The organism is Streptomyces oceani, assembly GCF_001751245.1.
GTDB classification, from domain to species: domain Bacteria; phylum Actinomycetota; class Actinomycetes; order Streptomycetales; family Streptomycetaceae; genus Streptomyces; species Streptomyces oceani.
Window position 1 is genome coordinate 1 of the sequence record NZ_LJGU01000126.1, and the last position, 18,832, is coordinate 18,832.

The window sequence follows — 18,832 nt, forward strand, 5'->3', positions numbered from 1 at the left end:
CGACCTGCTGGAAGGCAACCACGAGCCCNCTGGTGGGGCGGCGGTTGGCGGTCCCCCTCCGGGAGGGCACCACCGGGTCCGCCCGGTTGGCTGGCCACACCCGGCTCGCCCCGCAGGTCCGGCACGCCCCGTACGTCCGAGGCGTCGGCTCCGCCCGGGAAGGCGCCGTCGCGCGGAAGCTCGTCCGCCACCGTGCTCGACGCGTTGAAGGGCACCTGGCGGCGGGCCAACGCGTCGGCCAGGCTGGCCTCCTGCTCCGCGGTGGCCCTGCCTCCCACGGCCTCCTGTGCCATGGCCACCGACTGCCAGCCGGCCGGGTCCACGATGCCGTCACTGACCGGCCCGCCGGGTCCGGCGGCGGCACCGCCCTCCTCCGCGGATTCGCGCTGACCACGCGCCTCGTACGAGTGGTTGCGGCCCTCCTGGAAACCGGCGAGCGCGGCTGCCGCTCCCTGCCCCATGGCCGCGGCGCCCCCCTGCCCCTGCTCCGGGGCGCCGGCGCCGGCAGGGTCCTCGGGAAACACCCCCCAGCCGTACTCGGGTCGACTCGGCTGTCCCGTGGCGAAGGGCATCGTCCACTGCCCGGTCTCGGCCGGGTCGGTCGTCGCCGCCGGGGTCATGGGCATGGCCGGGCCGCCGTCGATAAGCGGCGGCGTGTAACCCCCCTGAGCGTCCCCGGGTGCGGCCAGCGGGCTCTCCCCGGTGAAGGGTTGGGAGGGGTCCGGGCTGCCCGGCGCGCCCGGCTCGGGCATCTGGACGAAGCCGGTGGCCTCGGCGTCGTAGTCGCCCCAGCCCTCCGGCACGGGAGGCATGCCGTAGCCGTACGGGACGGGCGCCGGGTAGCCGGGCACCTGCCCGACCTGCGGCGCCCCGTCCGGCCCGGACTGCTTCGGGTAGCCCTGGTGCGGGCCGTAGTCCCCGGGGGCCGGAAAGCCACCGGGGGCCGGAAAGCCACCGGGGGCCAGATGACCGGCATGGCCGCCGTAGGGCGGGGGTTCGGCGTGCTCGCCGTAGCCGGCTGGGCTTCCGAGGTCGGGGGGGTTCTGCTGGCCGGGGTAGCCCGGGTGCTCGGGCAGCTGTGCGTGCTCCCCGTAGTCCCCGTGCTCCCCGTAGCCGGCGGCGTTCGCATAGCCCCGGTACTCGGGGTGGTCAGGGTGCTCGGGGTAGCCGGGATAGCCGCCCGGTTCGCCGTACGCTCCCGGGTCGCCGTGCTCCGGCCCGACGGGGCCGCCGTGCGGGTCCTCGTTGGTCATGCCAGTGACCTCCCGAGTCCGCGTCGTGCCAGCACGGACACCGTACGGCGCAGGTGCAGCGCCGCGGGAGGGAGTTCGGGCGGCTGCGCGCCGTCCTCGCCGGGCGCCGGGTCCGGAATGCAGGCCATCGCGACATACTCCCCGAAAGCGGCCAGCGCCTCGGGCGCCAGCCCACGCTGACCGTCCCAGTCGATGAGCGAGGCCACCCAGCGTTCCGCCTCGAGTGGCCGCAGCGGCATCGGCGCCACCGCTCCGATCGCGCAGCGTACGCTACGCCGGGCCGGGTCCAGAACCACCGCCGCGGACGCGAGGGCACGACCGGGCCCGGTGCGGCCGGTGGCCTTCAGGAAGGTCTGCGGGGCGTGCAACAGTGGCGCACGGACGTAGCCGACGATCTCCCCGGGCCGCAACATGTCCATCCCCGCCAGCAGATGGCTGACCGGCGTCTCCCGCCGCGCGCCGTCCGGACCGGCGATGACCAGAGTGGCTTCCAGGGCGGCGAGCACCGGGAGGGTGTCACCCGTCAGCGCGGCGCTGACGATGTTCCCGCCGAGCGTCCCGGCGTTACGGACCTGCGGCGGCCCGGCGGCTCGGGCGCTGGCCGCGAGCGCGGGGATGAGGGCGGCGAAGTCGGGACGTCCCATCCGGGCGTGGGTGAGGCCGGCACCGAGCAGGGCGTGTCCGTCCAGGTACTCCCAGCCGCGGATCTCGCTGATCCGCCCCAGTCCGACCAACGCCGCGGGGCGCAGCTCCCCGGAGTTCACCCCCGCCATCAGGTCGGTGCCTCCGGCGACCGGCACGGCGGCGGGCATGGCCGCGAGTGCCGACACGGCGTCGTCCAGCGTGTTCGGCAACACGACCGACGAGGTGGCCGGTTGACCGGCCGGCGGCGCGGCAGGCTGCCCGGCCGACGGCGCATGCGGTGCGTGCGTGCTCAATCCAGCTGCCCCTTCCCCGGCGCGTCCCGGCTGCACTGCCGTACGGTACGTGCTCGCAACCCGGACATGGCAACTCTGGCACATCTCGACCAGCTGTTGACACGAGGGTCCGTGAAGGGGTGGTTCGCCCCGCTGTCCCCGAACTGACCTGTATGCGGTGGGTTCGTGGCTGATACGACGGATGCCGCACCGTCAGCGGTTCTCGTGGCTGGTACGGCGACCAGCCACGAAACCGCTGCTGGTCGCCGTACCAGCCACGAATGCCGGACTCGATGACACTGAGGGCGCCTTGTACGGGTTACCGGCGGTGCGCCCCCGGCACAGCTCAAACGATCGGGGGAGCCCCCTCGATCGGACGTCCGAGCACCCCGGGGCGGCGCTGCCAGGGGCGCGGACCGCTGTCCGGCCGGTAGTCCACACCCAGCGCGTCGAGCCGGGCGAAGTGGGCACGGTGCAGCCGCTGCTGGAAGCCGGCGAAGTCCCGCTGCTCGGGTGGCGGCAGCGGGGACCAGGCCACCTCCGCGAGGGCGACGAGCCGAGGATAGGTCTGGTACTCGAGGCGCTGCCTGGTCTCGGCCACCTCGGTCCACATGTTGGCCTGGGCGCCCAGCACCCGCTCGGCGTGTGGGGTGTCGGCCAGTTCGGGCGGGACCGGTTCGAAGTGGTAGACGTCGCGCAGGGTGCGTACGTAGCCGATCGGCACCGGCTCGTCCTCGCCCGGGTGCTGCCGGTGATCCAGGTACACCTGCTGCTCCGGGCACATCACCACGTCGTGACCGGCCCGCGCGGCCTCGACCCCGCCGGAGTAGCCGCGCCAGGAGGAGACGGCGGCGCCGCGGCTCAGTCCGGTGGCGGTCGTGTCAGAGCCCGCGTCGGAACTCGTGTCGGAGCCCGCGCCACCGCCCTGCAGAACCTCGTCCCAGCCGATGAGGCGCCGGCCCCGAGCGGCCAGCCAGCGGTCGAAGTGCCGGATGAACCATGCCTGCAGCTCGTCCTCGTCCCGCAGACCCTCCTCCCGCATGCGCTGTTGCGCGGTCTCGGAGGCGCGCCACTGCTCCTTGGGGCACTCGTCTCCGCCGATGTGCACGAACGGCCCGGGGAAGAGCTCCAGCAGCTCCTCGAAGACCCCGGTGTAGAAGTCCAGCGTGGTGTCCGTCGGCGACAGGACGTTGGGGTTGATGCCCCAGTCGTCCCACACCTCGAGTGCGACCGTGTCGAGGACGTCCGTGTTCCCCAGCTCCGGGTAGGCGGCGATGGCGGCCTGCGAGTGCCCGGGGACGTCGATCTCCGGGACGATCGTGATGTGCCGCTCGGCGGCGTACGCGACGATCTCGCGGATGTCCTCCTGGGTGTAGTAGCCGCCGTGCGGCCGTTCGTCCCAGCGGGGCGACGCACGGTGTCCCTGGCGACTGCGGTGCCGCCAGGCGGCGGTCTCGGTGAGCCGGGGGTAGCGCTTGATCTCCACCCGCCAGCCCTGGTCGTCGGTCAGGTGCAGGTGCAGCACGTTCAGCTTGTGCGCGGCCAGTTGGTCGAGGCAGCGCAGCACCGTGTCCTTGGGCTGGAAGTGGCGCGCGACGTCGAGCATGTAGCCGCGCCAGCCGAACCGTGGCGCGTCCTCGATGAGTTGGGCCGGCACCCGCCAGCTCCGGCCGGGCACCGGAGGTGCCTGCCGGTGGGCCGCCGGGCCGAGCAGCTGCCGGAGTGTCTGCGCGCCCCAGAAGGCGCCGGTGGCGCTGCCGCCGGCGATCCGGAGTTCACTCGAGGAGACCGTCAGCCGGTAGCCCTCCGGGCCGAGTTCCGTACGCACGCCGGGGTCCAGGACCAGTCGTACGACGCTGGGTTCTGGTCGCGGGTCCGAGTCCGACGGCAGGGGGAAACCGGTGGCGGCGCCGAGCGTCGTACGGAGCCAGTGGGCCACGCCCTCGGTCCCGGGCTCGGCGGCCAGCACGGTCCGTGCGGTGAGGTCGAAGTCACCGCCGGCGGTGCCGATTTCGATCCGGCGCGGGGCCGGCACGAGGTCGTGGGTGTCGGATGCGGTGTCGTGAGGGGCCTGGGGTTGAGCCATCTCGCTGCTCCCGTCTGCTGCGTCGTACGTGTCGTACGTGTCGTACGTGTCGTACGTCGTCCGTGTCGGTGGTGTCGGCGGCCGCCCCGGGGCGGGTGCCCCCTGGTACGGCCGCCGTGTCCGCTCAGTCCTTCACCGCGCCGCCCAGTCCGGACACCAACCGCCGCTGCACGGCGACGAAGAAGATCAGCACCGGGATGGTCATGATGGTCGATCCGGCCATCACGCCGCCCCAGTCCGGGGTCTCGGTGTCGAAGAAGACCAACAGGGCCATCGGCAGCGTGGAGTTCTCCGTCGCGCTGATGATGAACGACTTGGCGAACAGGAAGTCGTTCCAGGTGGAGATGAACGAGAACACGCTGGTGGCCACCAGCCCGGGCAGGACGAGTGGGAAGAGGATCTGCCAGAGGAATCTCGTCCGACTGGCGCCGTCGATGAACGCCTGTTCCTCCAGGGCCTCCGGTACGGCCTTCACGAATCCCCGCAGCATCCATATCGCGAAGGGCAACGAGAAGGCGATGTGCGGAAGGATAAGCGAGTAGAGCGTGTTGAGCGCGTCGACGTCCCGCATCAGGAAGAACATCGGGATGGTCAACGCCTCGATCGGCACCATCTGCGCGGTCAGGAACATCACCAGCAGAGTGGTACGGAAACGGAAACGGAATCGGGTGACGGCGGTGGCCGCCAGAAAGGCGATCAACGCCGAGGCGATGACCACGGCGCCGGCCACCAGCAGGCTGTTGAGGAAGTACCGGCCGAAGTCCTGCTGTTCGAAGACCCGTCGGAAGGCGTCCAGGCTCGGGTTCAGCGTCCAGGGACGTGGCTGGTCGGACTGCACCTCACTGGCCGGTTTGAAGGCGGACAGCACCATCCAGTACAGCGGGAAGGCCACGACCACGGCGATCAGCACCGTCGAGGTCTCGGCGACCAGCCGCCAGGGGCGGCGTATCCGCCCGAGGCGCTTGGGGACGCGTGTCATATCTCCTCACCCCTCCGCCGCAGCAGGCGCAGATAGACCAACGTGACGCCGAGCAGAATCAGCAGCATCACGACGCCGATGGCCGAACCGAGGCTGTACTGCGAGGAGGCGAACGCCTTTTGGTAGGCGTAGACGTTCAGCACCAGATTCTGTCCGGCGATGCCTCCGCCGTCCGTCATGACGTAGATCTGGGTGAACACCTTGAAGTCCCAGATGATGGACTGGATGGTCACCACGACCAGGATCGGCCGCAGCATCGGCGCCATGACGCTCCGCCAGATCCGCAGGCTGGACGCTCCGTCCAGGGCGGCGGCCTCCAGCACCTCGCTCGGAATGGCGCGGATTCCGGCGTACATCGTCACCATCACGAACGGGAAGGAACACCAGACGATTTCCAGGAACACCAGGAAGAAGGCGCTGTAGCGACCGTACGTCCAGGCGAAGTCGCCCAGGCCGAGCAGCTTGTTCACCGGGCCGAAGTCCGGGTCGAACAGGAACACCCAGACCGTGGAACCGGTGATGGCCGGAGTGGCCCAGGCGCCGAGCGCGGCCAGCATCAGCATCAGCCGGGGCACCGCCCGCACCCTGGTGAGCAGTACGGCCAGCGCGCAGCCGACCGTGAGCGTGCCGCTGACGCAGGCCGTCGCGAACACCAGGGTGGCCAGCAGCACGCTCCAGAACTGCCGGTCGCCGAACAGCTCGGCGTAGTTCCCCAGCCCCTGGAAGGTGGCCGGCTCGCCACCGCTGACCTGTGCCTGGGTGTACTCCAGCAGGGATATCAGCCCGAGTTGGTAGATCGGGTACGCGAGCAGCGCGGCCAACACCACCAGCGCGGGCGCCAGGTAGAGCCAGGGCGTCCACCGGCCGCCGCGCCGGCCGGTGACACGCGCCTGGGCGAGCGCGGTACGGGTCACTGGGCGAATGCCTCATCCATCTTCCGAGCCGCCTCGGCCGTGGCCTCGTCCACGTCCTTCTTGCCACTGGCGACCTGCTGGAACATGGTCTGCAGCACCATCCCCGCGTCGATCTTCGCCCAGGCAGGGCTGACCGGCACGAACTCGGTGCCCGCCTCCAGGGTCTCCACGAAGGGCTGGACGTACGGCGCTTCGTCGGCGGCCCGCTCGCGTACGTCACCGAAGGTCGGCAGGAAGCCCATCGCCTCGAAGAGCCGCCACTGCGTCTTCTTCCCGGCGAGCTGCTTGACCAGGTCGACGGCGAGGGTGCGGTGGGAGGTGCTCTTCATCACCCCGAGGTTGTTGCCGCCGGCGAAGGCGGGCGCGATCTCGCCCTCGCTGGTCCCCGGCAGTGGCACGACGTCGTACTCGCCCTTGACCTGACTGTCCTCCACGGCCTGCCGGTTGAAGTCCCCGCCGATGACCATGCCGGCCTTGCCGTTGGTGAACGCCTCGACGTTCTCGTTTCCGCCCATCTGGGCGCAGGTGCTGGCGGGGCAGTTCCGCTCGCCGAACAGGTCGGTGTACGCCTTGACGCCCGCCCGGGAGCTCTCGCTGTCGATGGTGGAGCTCCAGGCGCCGTCCTTCTGCTCGGCGAGGTCGCCGCCGTGCGCCCAGATGTAGGGCATGGCGCCGTAGGTGTAGGTGCCGCCGACCGCCAGGCCGTACAACTCGGGGCGTTGGTCGCGGATCTTTCGCGCGGTCTCGGCGACCTCGTCGAGGGTCTTCGGCACTTTGAGGCCGAGGTCGTCGAAGACGTCGGTGCGGTAGTAGAGGGCGCGTACGCCGACGAACAGCGGGGCGCCGTAGATCTTCCCGTCCACCGTGGCCGACTCGCGGGCGGTGGGGTCGGTGTCCTTGGTCGCGCCCCAGCTCTCGAACTCCTGGGTGATGTCGGCCAGTCCGCCGTCCTTGACGTAGCCGGCGGTGTCGGTGTTGCCGAACTCGATGACGTCCGGGGCGGATTCCGGGTCGTTGAGCGCGCCCTTCATCTTCTCCGCGCGGCTGTCCACCGGGATGTACTGCACCTCGACGGTCACGTCGTCGTGCTTCTTCTCGTACGCCCGGATGGCGTCGTCCATGACCTGCTTCTTCGGCTTGTTGTTCACCTCCTTGAACAGCCACACCCGCAGCGTGCCGCTCTTCTTGTCCTCGTTCGAGTCGTCCGCCGAGGTGGAGGGGGCACAGCCGGCGGCCGTCAGGGTCGCGAGAGCGAGTGCCAGGGCGGAAGCGGTGAAACGGGCGGAGACTCTCATAACGCGCACTCCCCTTGGATTGCAACATACGCAACTGATGTTTCGTGCTGCACAACTTCGCAGGGAGGTTATGGGCGCGGACGGCCGCGCACAATAGGTCTCGACCAATCCGTAACAGCTGGAGCGTTCCGTGCAACGCCCGCCCGGTTCACGGCGCGCACACGACTCGCACGAGGCGCCTCACGCGTGACCGGTCCGCGTCGGGCCGCACACGACACAGCGCGCCGTGTCGACCTCCCGGTCGGGAGGTGGACACGGCGCGCTGTGTTCACGGGCGGCACTCGAGAGCGGTCAGTCGGACACGGCCCACACGGCCTGCATGGCCACCCCGGCGGTCTCACGGGGCGCCGAGGCCACGCACTGGCGCCGGCAGGGTCAGCCGGCGGTCACTTCTTGCCGTCGCCCTTGCCGTTGCCGTCCTTGCCGTTCTTGTCGCCGTTGGGCCCCATGGTTTCGAAGATCTCCTTGCACACGGGGCAGACCGGATACTTCTTCGGATCCCGCCCCGGCACCCAGACCTTGCCGCAGAGCGCGACGACGGGCGTACCGTCCATCGCGCTCGCCATGATCTTGTCCTTCTGGACATAGTGGGCGAACCGCTCGTGGTCGCCGTCGCCATGCGATGTCTGTGGGGTCGGCTCGACCAGCGTGCCGGTGCCCGCCCCGCGCTCGGGCTCGAGTGTGCTCATGTCGCCCAAGCCTAAACGGTGTGCGGGCCGTTTGAGGCGGACACTGGTCAGGCGCGTACGAACATCCGCGGGCCTCGCGTCGTATGCTCCAGAGCCTTCGGACCCCAACCGCGATCCGGGCCGCGAGCGAGGTCGGTTCAGGGAAGCCGCGACGAGGTCAGTTCAGCGAAGCGTCGTCCGGATACGTCGCCACCATGGCCAGTTCGCTGCGCTGGCGCCTTAGCACCGAACGCCACAGCGCCTCGGGATCGGGCGAGGAGACGTCGCCCGGCTCGGACTCCACCACGTACCACGCACCCTCGGCCAGTTCGTCCTCCAACTGCCCGGCACCCCAGCCGGCGTATCCGGCGAAGATCCGCAACGAGCCCAGCTCGGCGGCGAGCAGCTCCGGCGGCGCCTCCAGGTCCACCAGGCCGATCGCCCCGTGCACTCTGCGCCAGCCCATCGGACCGTCCCCGCTCCCGGAGAGCGCGTCCGGGGTGCTGTCCGGATCGGCGCGCTCGCCGCCGGAGGGCACGACCGCCACCCCCAGCGCGGCGTCCAGCGACACCGGGCCGCCCTGGAAGACCACCCCGGGTTCGCCGGCGAGCGCCGCCCAGGGCTCCAGGATGTCGCTTACGCCCACCGGAGTGGGTCGGTTGAGCACGACACCCAGCGAGCCCTCCTCGTCATGGTCCAGGAGCAGCACGACAGCGCGGTCGAAGTTGGGGTCGGACAGCACCGGGCTCGCGACCAGCAGCCGCCCGGTGAGCGAGGTCACCTCGGTCATGTGCCAATGATCCCGCACCAACAGCCGTCATGGGATGTCAATGGGCAATCCGTGCATCGGGCGGCCAACCCGGGGGACGACGCGGCCGGCCGGCACCCGACCGAAATACCCCGAAGGGGCCCTGCCCGTACAGAAATCCGGTCGCGGGCCATTACGCTTGCTCCCTGTCCCCAGCCCTTCTCCAGGAAAAGCGGAGATCCATGTCCGGCACCGATGACGTACTGCTAGTCCACGGCGGCACCCCCCTCGAGGGCGAGATCCGGGTCCGTGGCGCGAAGAATCTCGTGCCGAAGGCCATGGTCACCGCGTTGCTCGGCAGCGAACCGAGCCGCCTGCGTAACGTGCCGGACATCCGCGACGTCCGGGTCGTACGCGGTCTGCTGCAACTGCACGGCGTGACCGTACGCACCGGAGACGAGCCCGGGGAGCTGGTGCTCGATCCGTCCCACGTGGAGAGCGCGAACGTCGCGGACATCGACGCGCACGCGGGCTCCTCCCGCATCCCGATCCTCTTCTGCGGGCCGCTGTTGCACCGGCTCGGGCACGCGTTCATCCCTGGCCTCGGCGGCTGCGACATCGGCGGCCGGCCGGTGGACTTCCACTTCGACGTGCTGCGACAGTTCGGCGCGACGATCGAGAAGCGGGCGGACGGCCAGTACCTCGAGGCGCCGCAGCGGCTGCGGGGCACCAAGATCCAGTTGCCGTACCCGTCGGTCGGTTCCACCGAACAGGTGCTGCTGACCGCCGTGCTGGCGGAGGGCGTGACGGAGCTGTCCAACGCCGCCGTGGAACCGGAGATCGAGGACCTGATCTGCGTGCTCCAGAAGATGGGCGCGATCATCTCGATGGACACCGACCGCACGATCCGGATCACCGGCGTGGACCAGCTCGGCGGCTACGCGCACAAGGCGCTGCCGGACCGGCTGGAGGCGGCGTCCTGGGCGAGCGCGGCACTCGCGACCGAGGGCAGCGTGTACGTCCACGGGGCGCGGCAGCGCGAGATGATGACCTTCCTGAACACCTTCCGCAAGGTCGGCGGCGCCTTCGACATCGGCGACAAGGGCATCCGCTTCTGGCATCCCGGCGGCCCGCTGAACGCCATCGCGCTGGAGACGGACGTGCACCCCGGCTTCCAGACGGACTGGCAGCAGCCGCTGGTGGTGGCGCTGACCCAGGCTTCCGGGCTGTCCATCGTGCACGAGACGGTGTACGAGTCGCGGCTCGGCTTCACCTCGGCGCTGAACCAGATGGGGGCCCATATCCAGGTCTACCGGGAGTGCCTGGGGGGGATGCCGTGCCGCTTCGGGCAGCGCAACTTCCTGCACTCGGGCGTGGTCTCGGGGCCCACCAAGCTGCAGGGCTCGGACCTGGTGATCCCGGACCTGCGGGGCGGGTTCTCGTACCTCATCGCGGCACTGGCCGCGCAGGGCACCTCGCGGGTGCACGGCATCGACCTGATCAACCGGGGCTACGAGAACTTCATGGAGAAGCTGGCCGAGCTGGGCGCGAACGTCGAGCGCCCGTAAGGCCACACCGCCGGCCGTGTCCCCGCCCGCCAGCGGCTGGGGGACAACACGGCGGGCTGCGGACGCGCGTACGGCACGGCGGGTACGGCGGCGCGCGTACGGCGGGTTGCTCCGGCGCGGCCCCGCCAGCGCCAGCCCGCCAGCGGTACGAGCAAGCGAGGGGCGGCCACCCGCCGTACGGATGGCCGCCCCTCTCCTCATGCGCTGAGGTGTGCGCCGGGCCGCTGAGGGCCCGACGGATCAGTTGCCCTTGGCGGCTTCCTTGAGCTTGGAGCCCGCCGAGACCTTGACGCTGTAGCCGGCAGCGATCTCGATCGGGTCACCGGTCTGCGGGTTGCGGGCGGTACGAGCGGCACGGTGGGTGCGCTCGAAGGTGAGGAAGCCGGGGATGGTGACCTTCTCATCGCCCTTGGCGACGACCTCGCCGACGGTCTCGGCGAGCGCGGCCAGCACCGCGTCGGCGTCCTTACGGGTCACCTCGGCGCGCTCGGACAGAGCGGCCACCAGCTCACTGCGGTTCATAGTCTCTTACTCCCGTGTTCTTCTTGCCGATGAGGCGTGAGTTCGAAGCCGATGCTGCCAGGGTCCTCGGACAGTCCCCGGACCCGGGTCTGCTGTTCAGACCCTCGCGCCCAGTGACGCATCCTGCCCTCACCTGCGGCGGGAAATCCAATCCGGCACGCTTTCCGGCACCTTGCGGAGTCACACGAAAAGTGCCAGTGGCTCGCGACGACGCTCCATCGGCTCTGTCCGGTGCGGCTTCCGCAACCCTAAGGGGGCCGTACGGGTGTCGCATCCCGCGACGCGCCGCTCAGCCCCTCCTGGTGCCCGTCGTGAGGCACTTCTCACCTCCCGCCGCCGCGCTCCGGGGGCGCCCTCGGGGAGCGACCGTACGGCGCCCGGGCGGGGGCGCGTGCGGGCTCGACGCGGCGCGCGGGAGGCGCGCGCGTACGGTGCCACGTACGCCAACGCGCCGGTGCGGGGTTGGCACAGCGGACCGCGGGCTCGGTGAGCGGGCGCCCGGCGGGTGCCCGGCGTGCCGCCCACCGAGTCGGCCGCGACCGGCCGCTACGGCAGCTCCGCCGAGGTGCCACTGGCTGGCGGCAGCGCGGACTCCCCGGCCGCCCGGGCCGCGTCCCGTACGGCACCGGCGACGGCGCCGGAGACCTTCTCGTTGAAGACGCTCGGGATGATGTAGTTCGCGTTCAGCTCGTCCTCCAGGACGACATCGGCGAGCGCGCGGGCGGCGGCCAGCATCATGCTGTCGTTGACCGTGCGCGACTGGGCGTCCAGCAGCCCGCGGAAGACGCCGGGGAAGACCAGCACGTTGTTGATCTGGTTCGGGAAGTCCGAGCGGCCGGTGGCGACCACGGAGGCGGTGCGCCGAGCCTCGGCCGGATCGACCTCCGGGTCCGGATTGGCGAGCGCGAACACGATCGCGCCCTCCGCCATGGTCGCCACCTCCGCCGCGCCGAGCACGTCCGGCGCGGAGACGCCGATGAACACGTCCGAGCCGCGCACCGCGTCCTTGAGGGTCCCGCGGACGCCCTCCGGGTTGGTGTTGTTGGCGATCCAGCACAGCGGCGAGTCCGGGTCGGCGTCCACCAGGTCCTCGCGCCCGGCGTGCACGACCCCGTGGATGTCGGCGACCACCGCGTGCTTGACACCGGCGGCGAGCAGCAGCTTGAGGATCGCGGTGCCGGCGGCGCCCGCCCCGGACATCACCACCCGTACGTCCTCGATCCGCTTGTCCACCACGCGCAGGGCGTTGTAGAGCGCGGACAGCACCACGATCGCGGTGCCGTGCTGGTCGTCGTGGAACACCGGGATGTCCAGGGCCTCCCGCAGCCGCGCCTCGATCTCGAAGCAGCGCGGCGCGGAGATGTCCTCCAGGTTGATGCCCGCGAATCCCGGCGCCATCGACTTCACGATCTCCACGATCATGTCGGTGTCCTGGTTGTCCAGGCAGATCGGCCAGGCGTCGATCCCGGCGAAGCGCTTGAACAGGGCGGCCTTGCCCTCCATCACGGGAAGCGCGGCCTTCGGGCCGATGTTGCCGAGCCCGAGCACCGCGGAGCCGTCGGTGACCACCGCGATGCTGTTGCGCTTGATGGTCAGTCGCCGGGCGTCCTCCGGGTGCTCGGCGATCTGGGTGCATACCCGGGCGACACCGGGGGTGTACACCATGGAAAGGTCGTCGCGGCTGCGAATCGGATGCTTCGACGACATCTCGATCTTGCCGCCGAGGTGCATCAGGAACGTACGGTCCGAGACCTTGCCCAGCGTGACGCCCTCGATCTCCCGCAGCTTGGCGACGATCTCGTCGCCGTGCGCGGTGGAGCTGGCCGCGATGGTGACGTCGATCCGCAGCCTTTCGTGGCCGGAGGCGGTGACGTCGAGCCCGGTGACCGAACCGCCCGAGGACTCCACGGCCGTGGTGAGCTGACTGACCGCGGACCCGCCGGCCGGGACCTCCAGGCGGACAGTCATCGAGTAGGAGACGCTGGGCGCCGTTGCCATGGCCGGGTTCCTCTTCTTTCCTGGACGCGTGGTGCCGCCCACGCGGCACGCTCACTGATATTCGCACCTACTTCGAGGTACGCGGTAACTCCCCTCCATGCGGAAAGCAGTTTCCACAATACGAGAGTGAGTCACGGTCGAGAAGCCCCAATCCGCCCTGGGAAAACGGTGATCAATCACCTTTAAACCGCCCGAAACGTCCTAGGATCTGGCCCGCAAGACTCGCTTACACATGGGAGAACAGGAACATGGCTCAGGGCACGGTCAAGTGGTTCAGCGCGGAGAAGGGCTTCGGCTTCATCGCCCAGGAAGGCGGCGGGCCGGACGTCTTCGTCCACTACAGCTCGATCAACGGCGACGGCTACCGCAGCCTGGAGGACTCGCAGCGAGTCGAGTTCGAGATCGCCGAGGGACGGAAGGGTCCTCAGGCGGAGCAGGTACGCGTCATCGCGTGAGCGAGCGGGTCCCGGCCTCCTCGGCACGGGTCGCCGTAGATGTCTGAGTGCCGTACGGAGCATCCGTACGGCACTCAGACATCTACGGCGACCACCGGCTCAACCGTCATGGCCCAGTTCGCGCACCCGCACGAAACGAGCCTCGTCCAGGCGGGTGGCGGGATCGGAGCCGTCCGGGAGGACCCAGTAGCCGCCGTACCTCTCCCGCTTCTCCCAACCCTGTTGCCGGATGACCACCTCGGCACGGCCGTTGCCGTCCAGGTCCACCAACTCCGTGTCGATCTCCACCCAGTCGCGTGACGTGGCGGCCTTACCCGCACGGTGCAGGTCGTCCTTCTCGATCCAGCCGGACCGGTTCACGGACGTCATACCGTCCTCCGTACCCAGTTGGACATCGACCGCCACCGTGGTCGCGCCGGTGTTCACCGTACTCACCAGGTCGTCCCGGCCGTCCCCGTCGATGTCGCCGACCGTTCCCTCCGGATCCACGTCGCCCAGGGTGACCGGTTCTCGTTCGGTCACCAACCCTCCCGGGGAGCCGTGGTACAGCACAGTCGGAAGATCCGTCCCTTGCTTGACGAGCAGGTCATCCCGACCATCTCCGTCGAAATCGCCCGCCGAGCCGGGGCTCTGCTCGGCCGGTGTGCCGGTGTAGTCCTCGCTGACGCCCTTCAGCGGCCCACGGCCCACCAGCCCGTCGTGCCCGCCCTCGTAGTACAGCGCGCTGTGCACTTCCGCCGGCGCCGACGGCTTCTCGAACATGGCGTCCTCCTCGAAGTACGTCCCGGCGACGACGAGGTCGTCCCGGCCGTCCCCGTCGAAGTCCCCGACGGTCGTACCACCGACTGGTACCCAACCCTCCCGCGAGACCTCGCATTTGGAGGTACGGGCGGCGACGCCGTCCCGGTCCAACGGGCCGTAGTGCACGGTGGCGAACTCCCTGACGCGCTCGTAACCCTGAGACTCGTCCGACCCATGGACGGACAGGGCCAACACGTCGGCCTGACCGTCGCCGTCGAAGTCCCCCACCGCCTCGAGGTCTCCCATGGAGCCGGGGACACGGGTGGATTGCTCGACACCGTTCGGACCACCCCACTGGATGCCCTGCCGAGAATCCCGCGCACGGGAGTCGCCCGGTTCTCGCACGTAGGAGTCACGACTCAGCACGTCCGCGTACCCGTCGCCGTCCACATCGGCCGTCAGTTGGCGGTCGACGAGTGAGGGGAAGGTGCCCGGCATCCGACTCCCGGAAGGGGGATCCGAGGAGCTCGCGCCGCCGTTCCACACCGCGCGACGGTGCGTCCAGCGCTCGCCCTTCGCGTCCGTCCACTCGTTGACGGCCAGGTCCTGGTATCCGTCACCCGTGATATCCCGCGAGTCCGGATCGAGCGGCTTCCCGGTGTCCCGCGACCGCTCCGCGCTACGGCCGCGCTGCTCCTCGCACTCCGGAGTCACCGCCGGATTCTCACGCGAGGCGGAGTCCGCCCCGCCCCCGCCGAAGGGATTCCAGTACCCACGAAGAACGCGGAACACAGCAACACGAACACACCCGCCACCGCCAGGCAGGATCCCACCGAGACGCCATCCGACCGCTCAGACATCGGTCAAGTGTCGGCATCACGAGGATCGCTCGGGACACGCGGGAGTAACCGTCGCATAGCGATCAACACACCCGTACGCCAAGCCACGCGCCAGGATCCGCTCGGGGCGCGGATGGGTGGGGTCAGCAACGGACCGAAGGCACCGGGGACACCGGGGAGAAGCGACACCGACCCGCCAGCTCGCCTCGCGGCAAGTGGTCGCTCGAAGCGACTATGGTTGGGCCCGGGGGCATGGATCGGGCCGGTGCCACCCTCAGGCTAACAAAGAGCGGCCGCACGGTCATTCCCTCGTGTGCGACCGCCTTTCCGCAGCTGGGAGCGGCACGTCGAGCACCACGACAGCGCCAAACCGAGCACCAGGACGAGCAGTGGTACGAGCCGCCCGGCTCAGTCCCGCAGCAGGTCCGGCACCCCGTCCGCGTCCGGCAGGTCCCGCTCCCCGGACAGCACCGTCAACCGCTGCGTCGCCCGGGTCAGCGCCACGTACAACACCCGCAGCCCCGCCGGCGACTCGTCCGCGATCTCCGCCGGCGACACCACCAGCGTCGCGTCGTACTCCAGGCCCTTCGCCTCCAGGCTGCCCAGCGCCACCACCCGGTCGCCCAACCCGGCCAGCCACTCCCCCGCCTGCGCCCGCCGGCCCATCGCGACGACCACGCCCACGGTGCCGTCCACCTCGCCCAGCAGCAGCCGCGCCTCGTGCCGTACGGTCCGGGCCATGCCCTCGGTCACGTCATCCGCCGGGGACCCGGCCGGCAGTACCGCGAACCGCGGCTCCAGCCCGGTCGACCGCACCGCCCGCGGCGGCTCCACCCCCGGCATCGCCAGCGCCAGCACCCGATCGGCCAGTACGGCCACCTCGGCCGGATTGCGGTAGTTGACGGTCAGCTCGAACCGTCGACGGGGCCGGTTGCCCAGCGCCTCGTCCCGCGCCGTGGCCGACTCCTCCGGTGCCGTCCAGGAACTCTGCGCCGGGTCCCCCACGACCGTCCACGTCGCCTGTCGTCCCCGGCGCCCCACCATCCGCCACTGCATCGGCGTCAGGTCCTGCGCCTCGTCGACGATCACGTGCGCGTAGTCCGTACGCTCCTCCGCGAGCCGCTCCGCGCGTTCCCGGCGCGCGGTGCTCCGGTCGGCTGCCGTGGTCACCTCCTGCACGCCCAGCTCGGCCAGCAGTTCCTCCTCGGTGGGCTGCCGGGGGCGGGCGGGCGTCCCGAGCAGCACCCGCAGTTCGTCGAGCAGCGCGATGTCCGGTACGGACAGCGGCCCGTACCCCTGAGCGTCCAGGCCCGCCCAGGACGCGGCCAACCGGCCCACCTGCGCGGCTGGCAGCGTCCGGCGCGCCCAGCCGGCCAGCCGCCGCTCGTCCGCCATCGCGGCCAGCACCCGGCGCGGGGTGAGTTCCGGCCACCACGCGTCGAGGAACTCCTCGAACTCCGGCTCGCTCGACACGTCCTCGTCGAAACCCTCCCGGACGTCCGCCGCCAACTCCGGGTCGTCCGGGCAGCGCGCCGCGGCCCCGGACCGCTCCCACAAAGCGTCCAGCAGGAACCTACGGGCCCGCGGTCGCATCAGGTTGACCGGCGCGCTGCCGCCCAGCACCTGTCGCCGCACCTCGCGCAACGCCTCCGCGTCCAGCTCGACCCGCGCGCCGTACGCCACCACCCGTAGCCGCTCCGGCGTGCCCGGGTGTTCCAGCGCGCCCCGGGCGGCGTTCCGCAACACCCGCACCATCCGGGCGTCGCCCTTGAGCCGCGCCACCTCGGGAGCGTCGTAGCCGTCCGCCTCGGCGCCCTCCACCAGGGAGCCCAGCGCCCGGATGGCGACCTGCCCCTCCTCGCCGAGGGAGGGCAGCACGCCCTCGGTGTACGACACCAGCAGCGGCGTCGGGCTGACGACGAGGATGCCGCCGGCGTAGCGCCGTCTGTCCTGGTAGAGCAGGTACGCCGCGCGGTGCAGCGCCACCGCCGTCTTGCCGGTGCCGGGGCCGCCCTCCACCATCGTCACGGAGGCGGCGGGGGCACGGATCACCAGGTCCTGTTCCGCCTGGATGGAGGCGACGATGTCCTGCATCGCGTGCCCGCGTGCCCGGCCCAGGGCGGCCATCAGCGCGCCGTCGCCGATCACCGCCAGCGCCTGCCCGTCCAGCCGCGCGGTGACCTCGGGCCGTAGCAGGTCGTCCTCCACTCCGAGCACCCGCCGGCCCTTGCTGCGGATCACCCGGCGGCGCACCACCCGGCCCGGGTCCAGCGGCGTGGAACGGTAGAAGGGGGCGGCGGCGGGCGCGCGCCAGTCGATCACCAGTGGGGAGTAGTCCGCGTCCAGCACGCCGATCCGGCCGATGTGCAAGGTCTCGGCGATGTCGGCGGTGCCGTCGTCCCGTACGGCGTCCTGGGCGGGCTCCACCGAGAGATACGCGCCGTCCTGGCCCCGGGTGGCGTCCGCACCGGCGAGCAGGTCGATCCGGCCGAAGAGGAAGTCCTCGAACTCGCTGTTCAGCCGGTTCAGATGCACCCCCGCCCGGAAGACCTGGGCGTCCCGCTCGGCGAGCGCGCCGGGGGTGCCGACCTGGGAACGCTGGGAGGCGTCGTTCATCAGGAACTCCGCCTCGTCGATCTTCTCCTCCAGCCGGTGGTACACCGCGTCCAGGTGCGCCTGCTCGGCACGGGTCTCCCGCTCCCTGGAGGTGTCGTCGGCCAGCGCCGTCGGGTCGCTGTCGGCGGGCTCCGCGTGCCCGGCCCGCTCGGCGCCGCTGACGTGCTCGGCGTGCTCGGCCGGCTCGGCTGTGTCCTGGGCTGCCACCGTCGCCCCTCTCTTCCGTACGCACTCTTCCGTACGCAGGGCTTTCGTACAGAGCAGCCGTCAACCGTACGCGAATCCCGGGCACCGGCGCACCTGCGACGACCCGGCACCTGGGACGTGGGACGTGGACGATCAGTCAGCGCTGCGGGTGCTGCGGGTGCCACCGGCGTCGCCGGCGCCATGCCCCGCGCCGCCCTCGCCGAGTTCCGCGCACAGCAGTTCCACCAGCGGTCCGAGCCGGAAGCGCGTCGGCTGCCGGGTGCGTACGCCCTGCTCCTCCAGCGGCGCCGCCGTCACCGGCCCCACGCACGCCGGCAGGGCGCACTGCCGCAGCGCGTCCAGCAGCCCGTCCCGCAGGCCGCGTTCCTCGGCACGGCGCAGCGTGGACAGCACGGCCGGGGCGCTGGTGAAGGTGACCGCGTCCAGCTCACCTGCCAGTACGGCGTCGATCAGGCGATCCAGCGGGGCCAGGTCGACGGGCGGCAGCCAGCGGTACACCGGCACAGGCACCACTTCCGCCCCCTCCCCGCGCAGTGCCTCGACGAAGCCGGCCATCGGCTCGCCGTGCAGCTGCACGGCGATACGGCGACCGTTCACCTCCCGTCGCAGCAGCCACTCCCGTACCTCCGCGAGGGACTCGGACTCCGGCGACCACGACTCGCGCAGGCCGGCCGCCCGTACGGCACCGCGCACCTTCGGGCCACGGCTCAGCAGCTCCGCGCCGGCCAACGCGCGCCCCAACTCCTCCCGTACTCCCCAGCCCTCGGCAGCCTCCAGCCAGCCTCGGAAGCCGACCGCGGTGGTGGCCACCACCGAGTGCGGCGGCTCGGCCAGCAGCGCGTCGGTCGCGGCGCGCAGCTCGGTGTCGTCGGCGAGCGGCACCGTACGCATCGCCGGTCCGTACCGCACCCGTGCCCCGCGCCGCTCCAGCAGCGCGCCCAGTTCCTCGGCCTTGCGGGCGGCGGTCACCCCGACGGTACGGCCGGCCAGCGGCTTGTCGTCATGCATACGCACCATGATGCGGGC

At 71.0% G+C, this 18,832-nt stretch carries 13 protein-coding genes and 1 pseudogene; 2 read left to right on the forward strand and 12 right to left on the reverse strand.

Annotation, left to right across the window (positions count from 1 at the left end; all coding sequences use genetic code 11):
- Positions 1–1,249: 1,249 nt before the first annotated feature.
- The 7 genes from AN216_RS13380 to AN216_RS13410 all read right to left on the reverse strand — a co-directional run bounded on the left by AN216_RS13380 (position 1,250) and on the right by AN216_RS13410 (position 8,902).
- Positions 1,250–2,191, reverse strand: coding sequence for an FAD binding domain-containing protein (locus tag AN216_RS13380; protein ID WP_420855732.1), 942 nt, complete (start codon positions 2,189–2,191; stop codon positions 1,250–1,252).
- 325 nt (positions 2,192–2,516) lie between these two features.
- Positions 2,517–4,256 carry a beta-N-acetylhexosaminidase gene (locus AN216_RS13385; RefSeq protein ID WP_070196902.1) on the reverse strand — a complete coding sequence of 580 codons (1,740 nt, stop codon included), beginning with the start codon at positions 4,254–4,256 and terminating at the stop codon, positions 2,517–2,519.
- 124 nt (positions 4,257–4,380) lie between these two features.
- On the reverse strand, positions 4,381–5,235 hold the full coding sequence (locus tag AN216_RS13390; protein WP_070196903.1) for a carbohydrate ABC transporter permease: 855 nt from the start codon (positions 5,233–5,235) through the stop codon (positions 4,381–4,383).
- Positions 5,232–6,149 carry a carbohydrate ABC transporter permease gene (locus AN216_RS13395; RefSeq protein ID WP_244502453.1) on the reverse strand — a complete coding sequence of 306 codons (918 nt, stop codon included), beginning with the start codon at positions 6,147–6,149 and terminating at the stop codon, positions 5,232–5,234. Before AN216_RS13395 ends, AN216_RS13390 begins: the two co-directional genes overlap by 4 nt.
- On the reverse strand, positions 6,146–7,444 hold the full coding sequence (locus AN216_RS13400; protein ID WP_070196905.1) for an extracellular solute-binding protein: 1,299 nt from the start codon (positions 7,442–7,444) through the stop codon (positions 6,146–6,148). The genes AN216_RS13395 and AN216_RS13400 overlap by 4 nt, the downstream gene beginning before the upstream one ends.
- A 386-nt stretch (positions 7,445–7,830) precedes the next feature.
- On the reverse strand, positions 7,831–8,133 hold the full coding sequence (locus AN216_RS13405; protein WP_070196906.1) for a DUF3039 domain-containing protein: 303 nt from the start codon (positions 8,131–8,133) through the stop codon (positions 7,831–7,833).
- A 157-nt stretch (positions 8,134–8,290) separates the two neighbouring features.
- The gene (locus tag AN216_RS13410; protein ID WP_070196907.1) at positions 8,291–8,902 is read right to left on the reverse strand and encodes a YqgE/AlgH family protein; all 612 of its coding nucleotides are present in this window, start codon (positions 8,900–8,902) and stop codon (positions 8,291–8,293) included.
- 200 nt (positions 8,903–9,102) lie between these two features.
- On the opposite strand from AN216_RS13410, the gene murA reads away from it, so the two are divergent.
- On the forward strand, positions 9,103–10,428 hold the full coding sequence (gene murA, locus AN216_RS13415) for a UDP-N-acetylglucosamine 1-carboxyvinyltransferase (RefSeq protein WP_070196908.1): 1,326 nt from the start codon (positions 9,103–9,105) through the stop codon (positions 10,426–10,428).
- 240 nt (positions 10,429–10,668) lie between these two features.
- Here the strand turns inward: murA and AN216_RS13420 are convergent, their stop codons facing one another.
- On the reverse strand, positions 10,669–10,950 hold the full coding sequence (locus AN216_RS13420) for an HU family DNA-binding protein (RefSeq protein WP_070196909.1): 282 nt from the start codon (positions 10,948–10,950) through the stop codon (positions 10,669–10,671).
- A gap of 546 nt (positions 10,951–11,496) precedes the next feature.
- The gene (locus AN216_RS13425) at positions 11,497–12,948 is read right to left on the reverse strand and encodes an NAD-dependent malic enzyme (RefSeq protein ID WP_070196910.1); all 1,452 of its coding nucleotides are present in this window, start codon (positions 12,946–12,948) and stop codon (positions 11,497–11,499) included.
- A gap of 248 nt (positions 12,949–13,196) precedes the next feature.
- Here AN216_RS13425 and AN216_RS13430 point away from each other — a divergent pair, with 248 nt between their 5' ends.
- The gene (locus AN216_RS13430) at positions 13,197–13,403 is read left to right on the forward strand and encodes a cold-shock protein (protein ID WP_070196911.1); all 207 of its coding nucleotides are present in this window, start codon (positions 13,197–13,199) and stop codon (positions 13,401–13,403) included.
- A 99-nt stretch (positions 13,404–13,502) separates the two neighbouring features.
- On the opposite strand, the gene AN216_RS13435 is transcribed toward AN216_RS13430, so the two are convergent.
- The 3 genes and pseudogenes from AN216_RS13435 to AN216_RS13445 form a co-directional block, all read right to left on the reverse strand.
- Entirely contained in the window at positions 13,503–14,858 is a 1,356-nt protein-coding gene (locus AN216_RS13435; RefSeq protein ID WP_139140917.1) for an FG-GAP repeat domain-containing protein, read from the reverse strand.
- Between the two features lie 533 nt (positions 14,859–15,391).
- Entirely contained in the window at positions 15,392–17,704 is a 2,313-nt protein-coding gene (locus AN216_RS13440) for a HelD family protein (protein WP_070196945.1), read from the reverse strand.
- Between the two features lie 303 nt (positions 17,705–18,007).
- Positions 18,008–18,814, reverse strand: a pseudogene (locus AN216_RS13445) (uroporphyrinogen-III synthase); the annotation flags it as partial.
- Positions 18,815–18,832 lie beyond the last annotated feature (18 nt).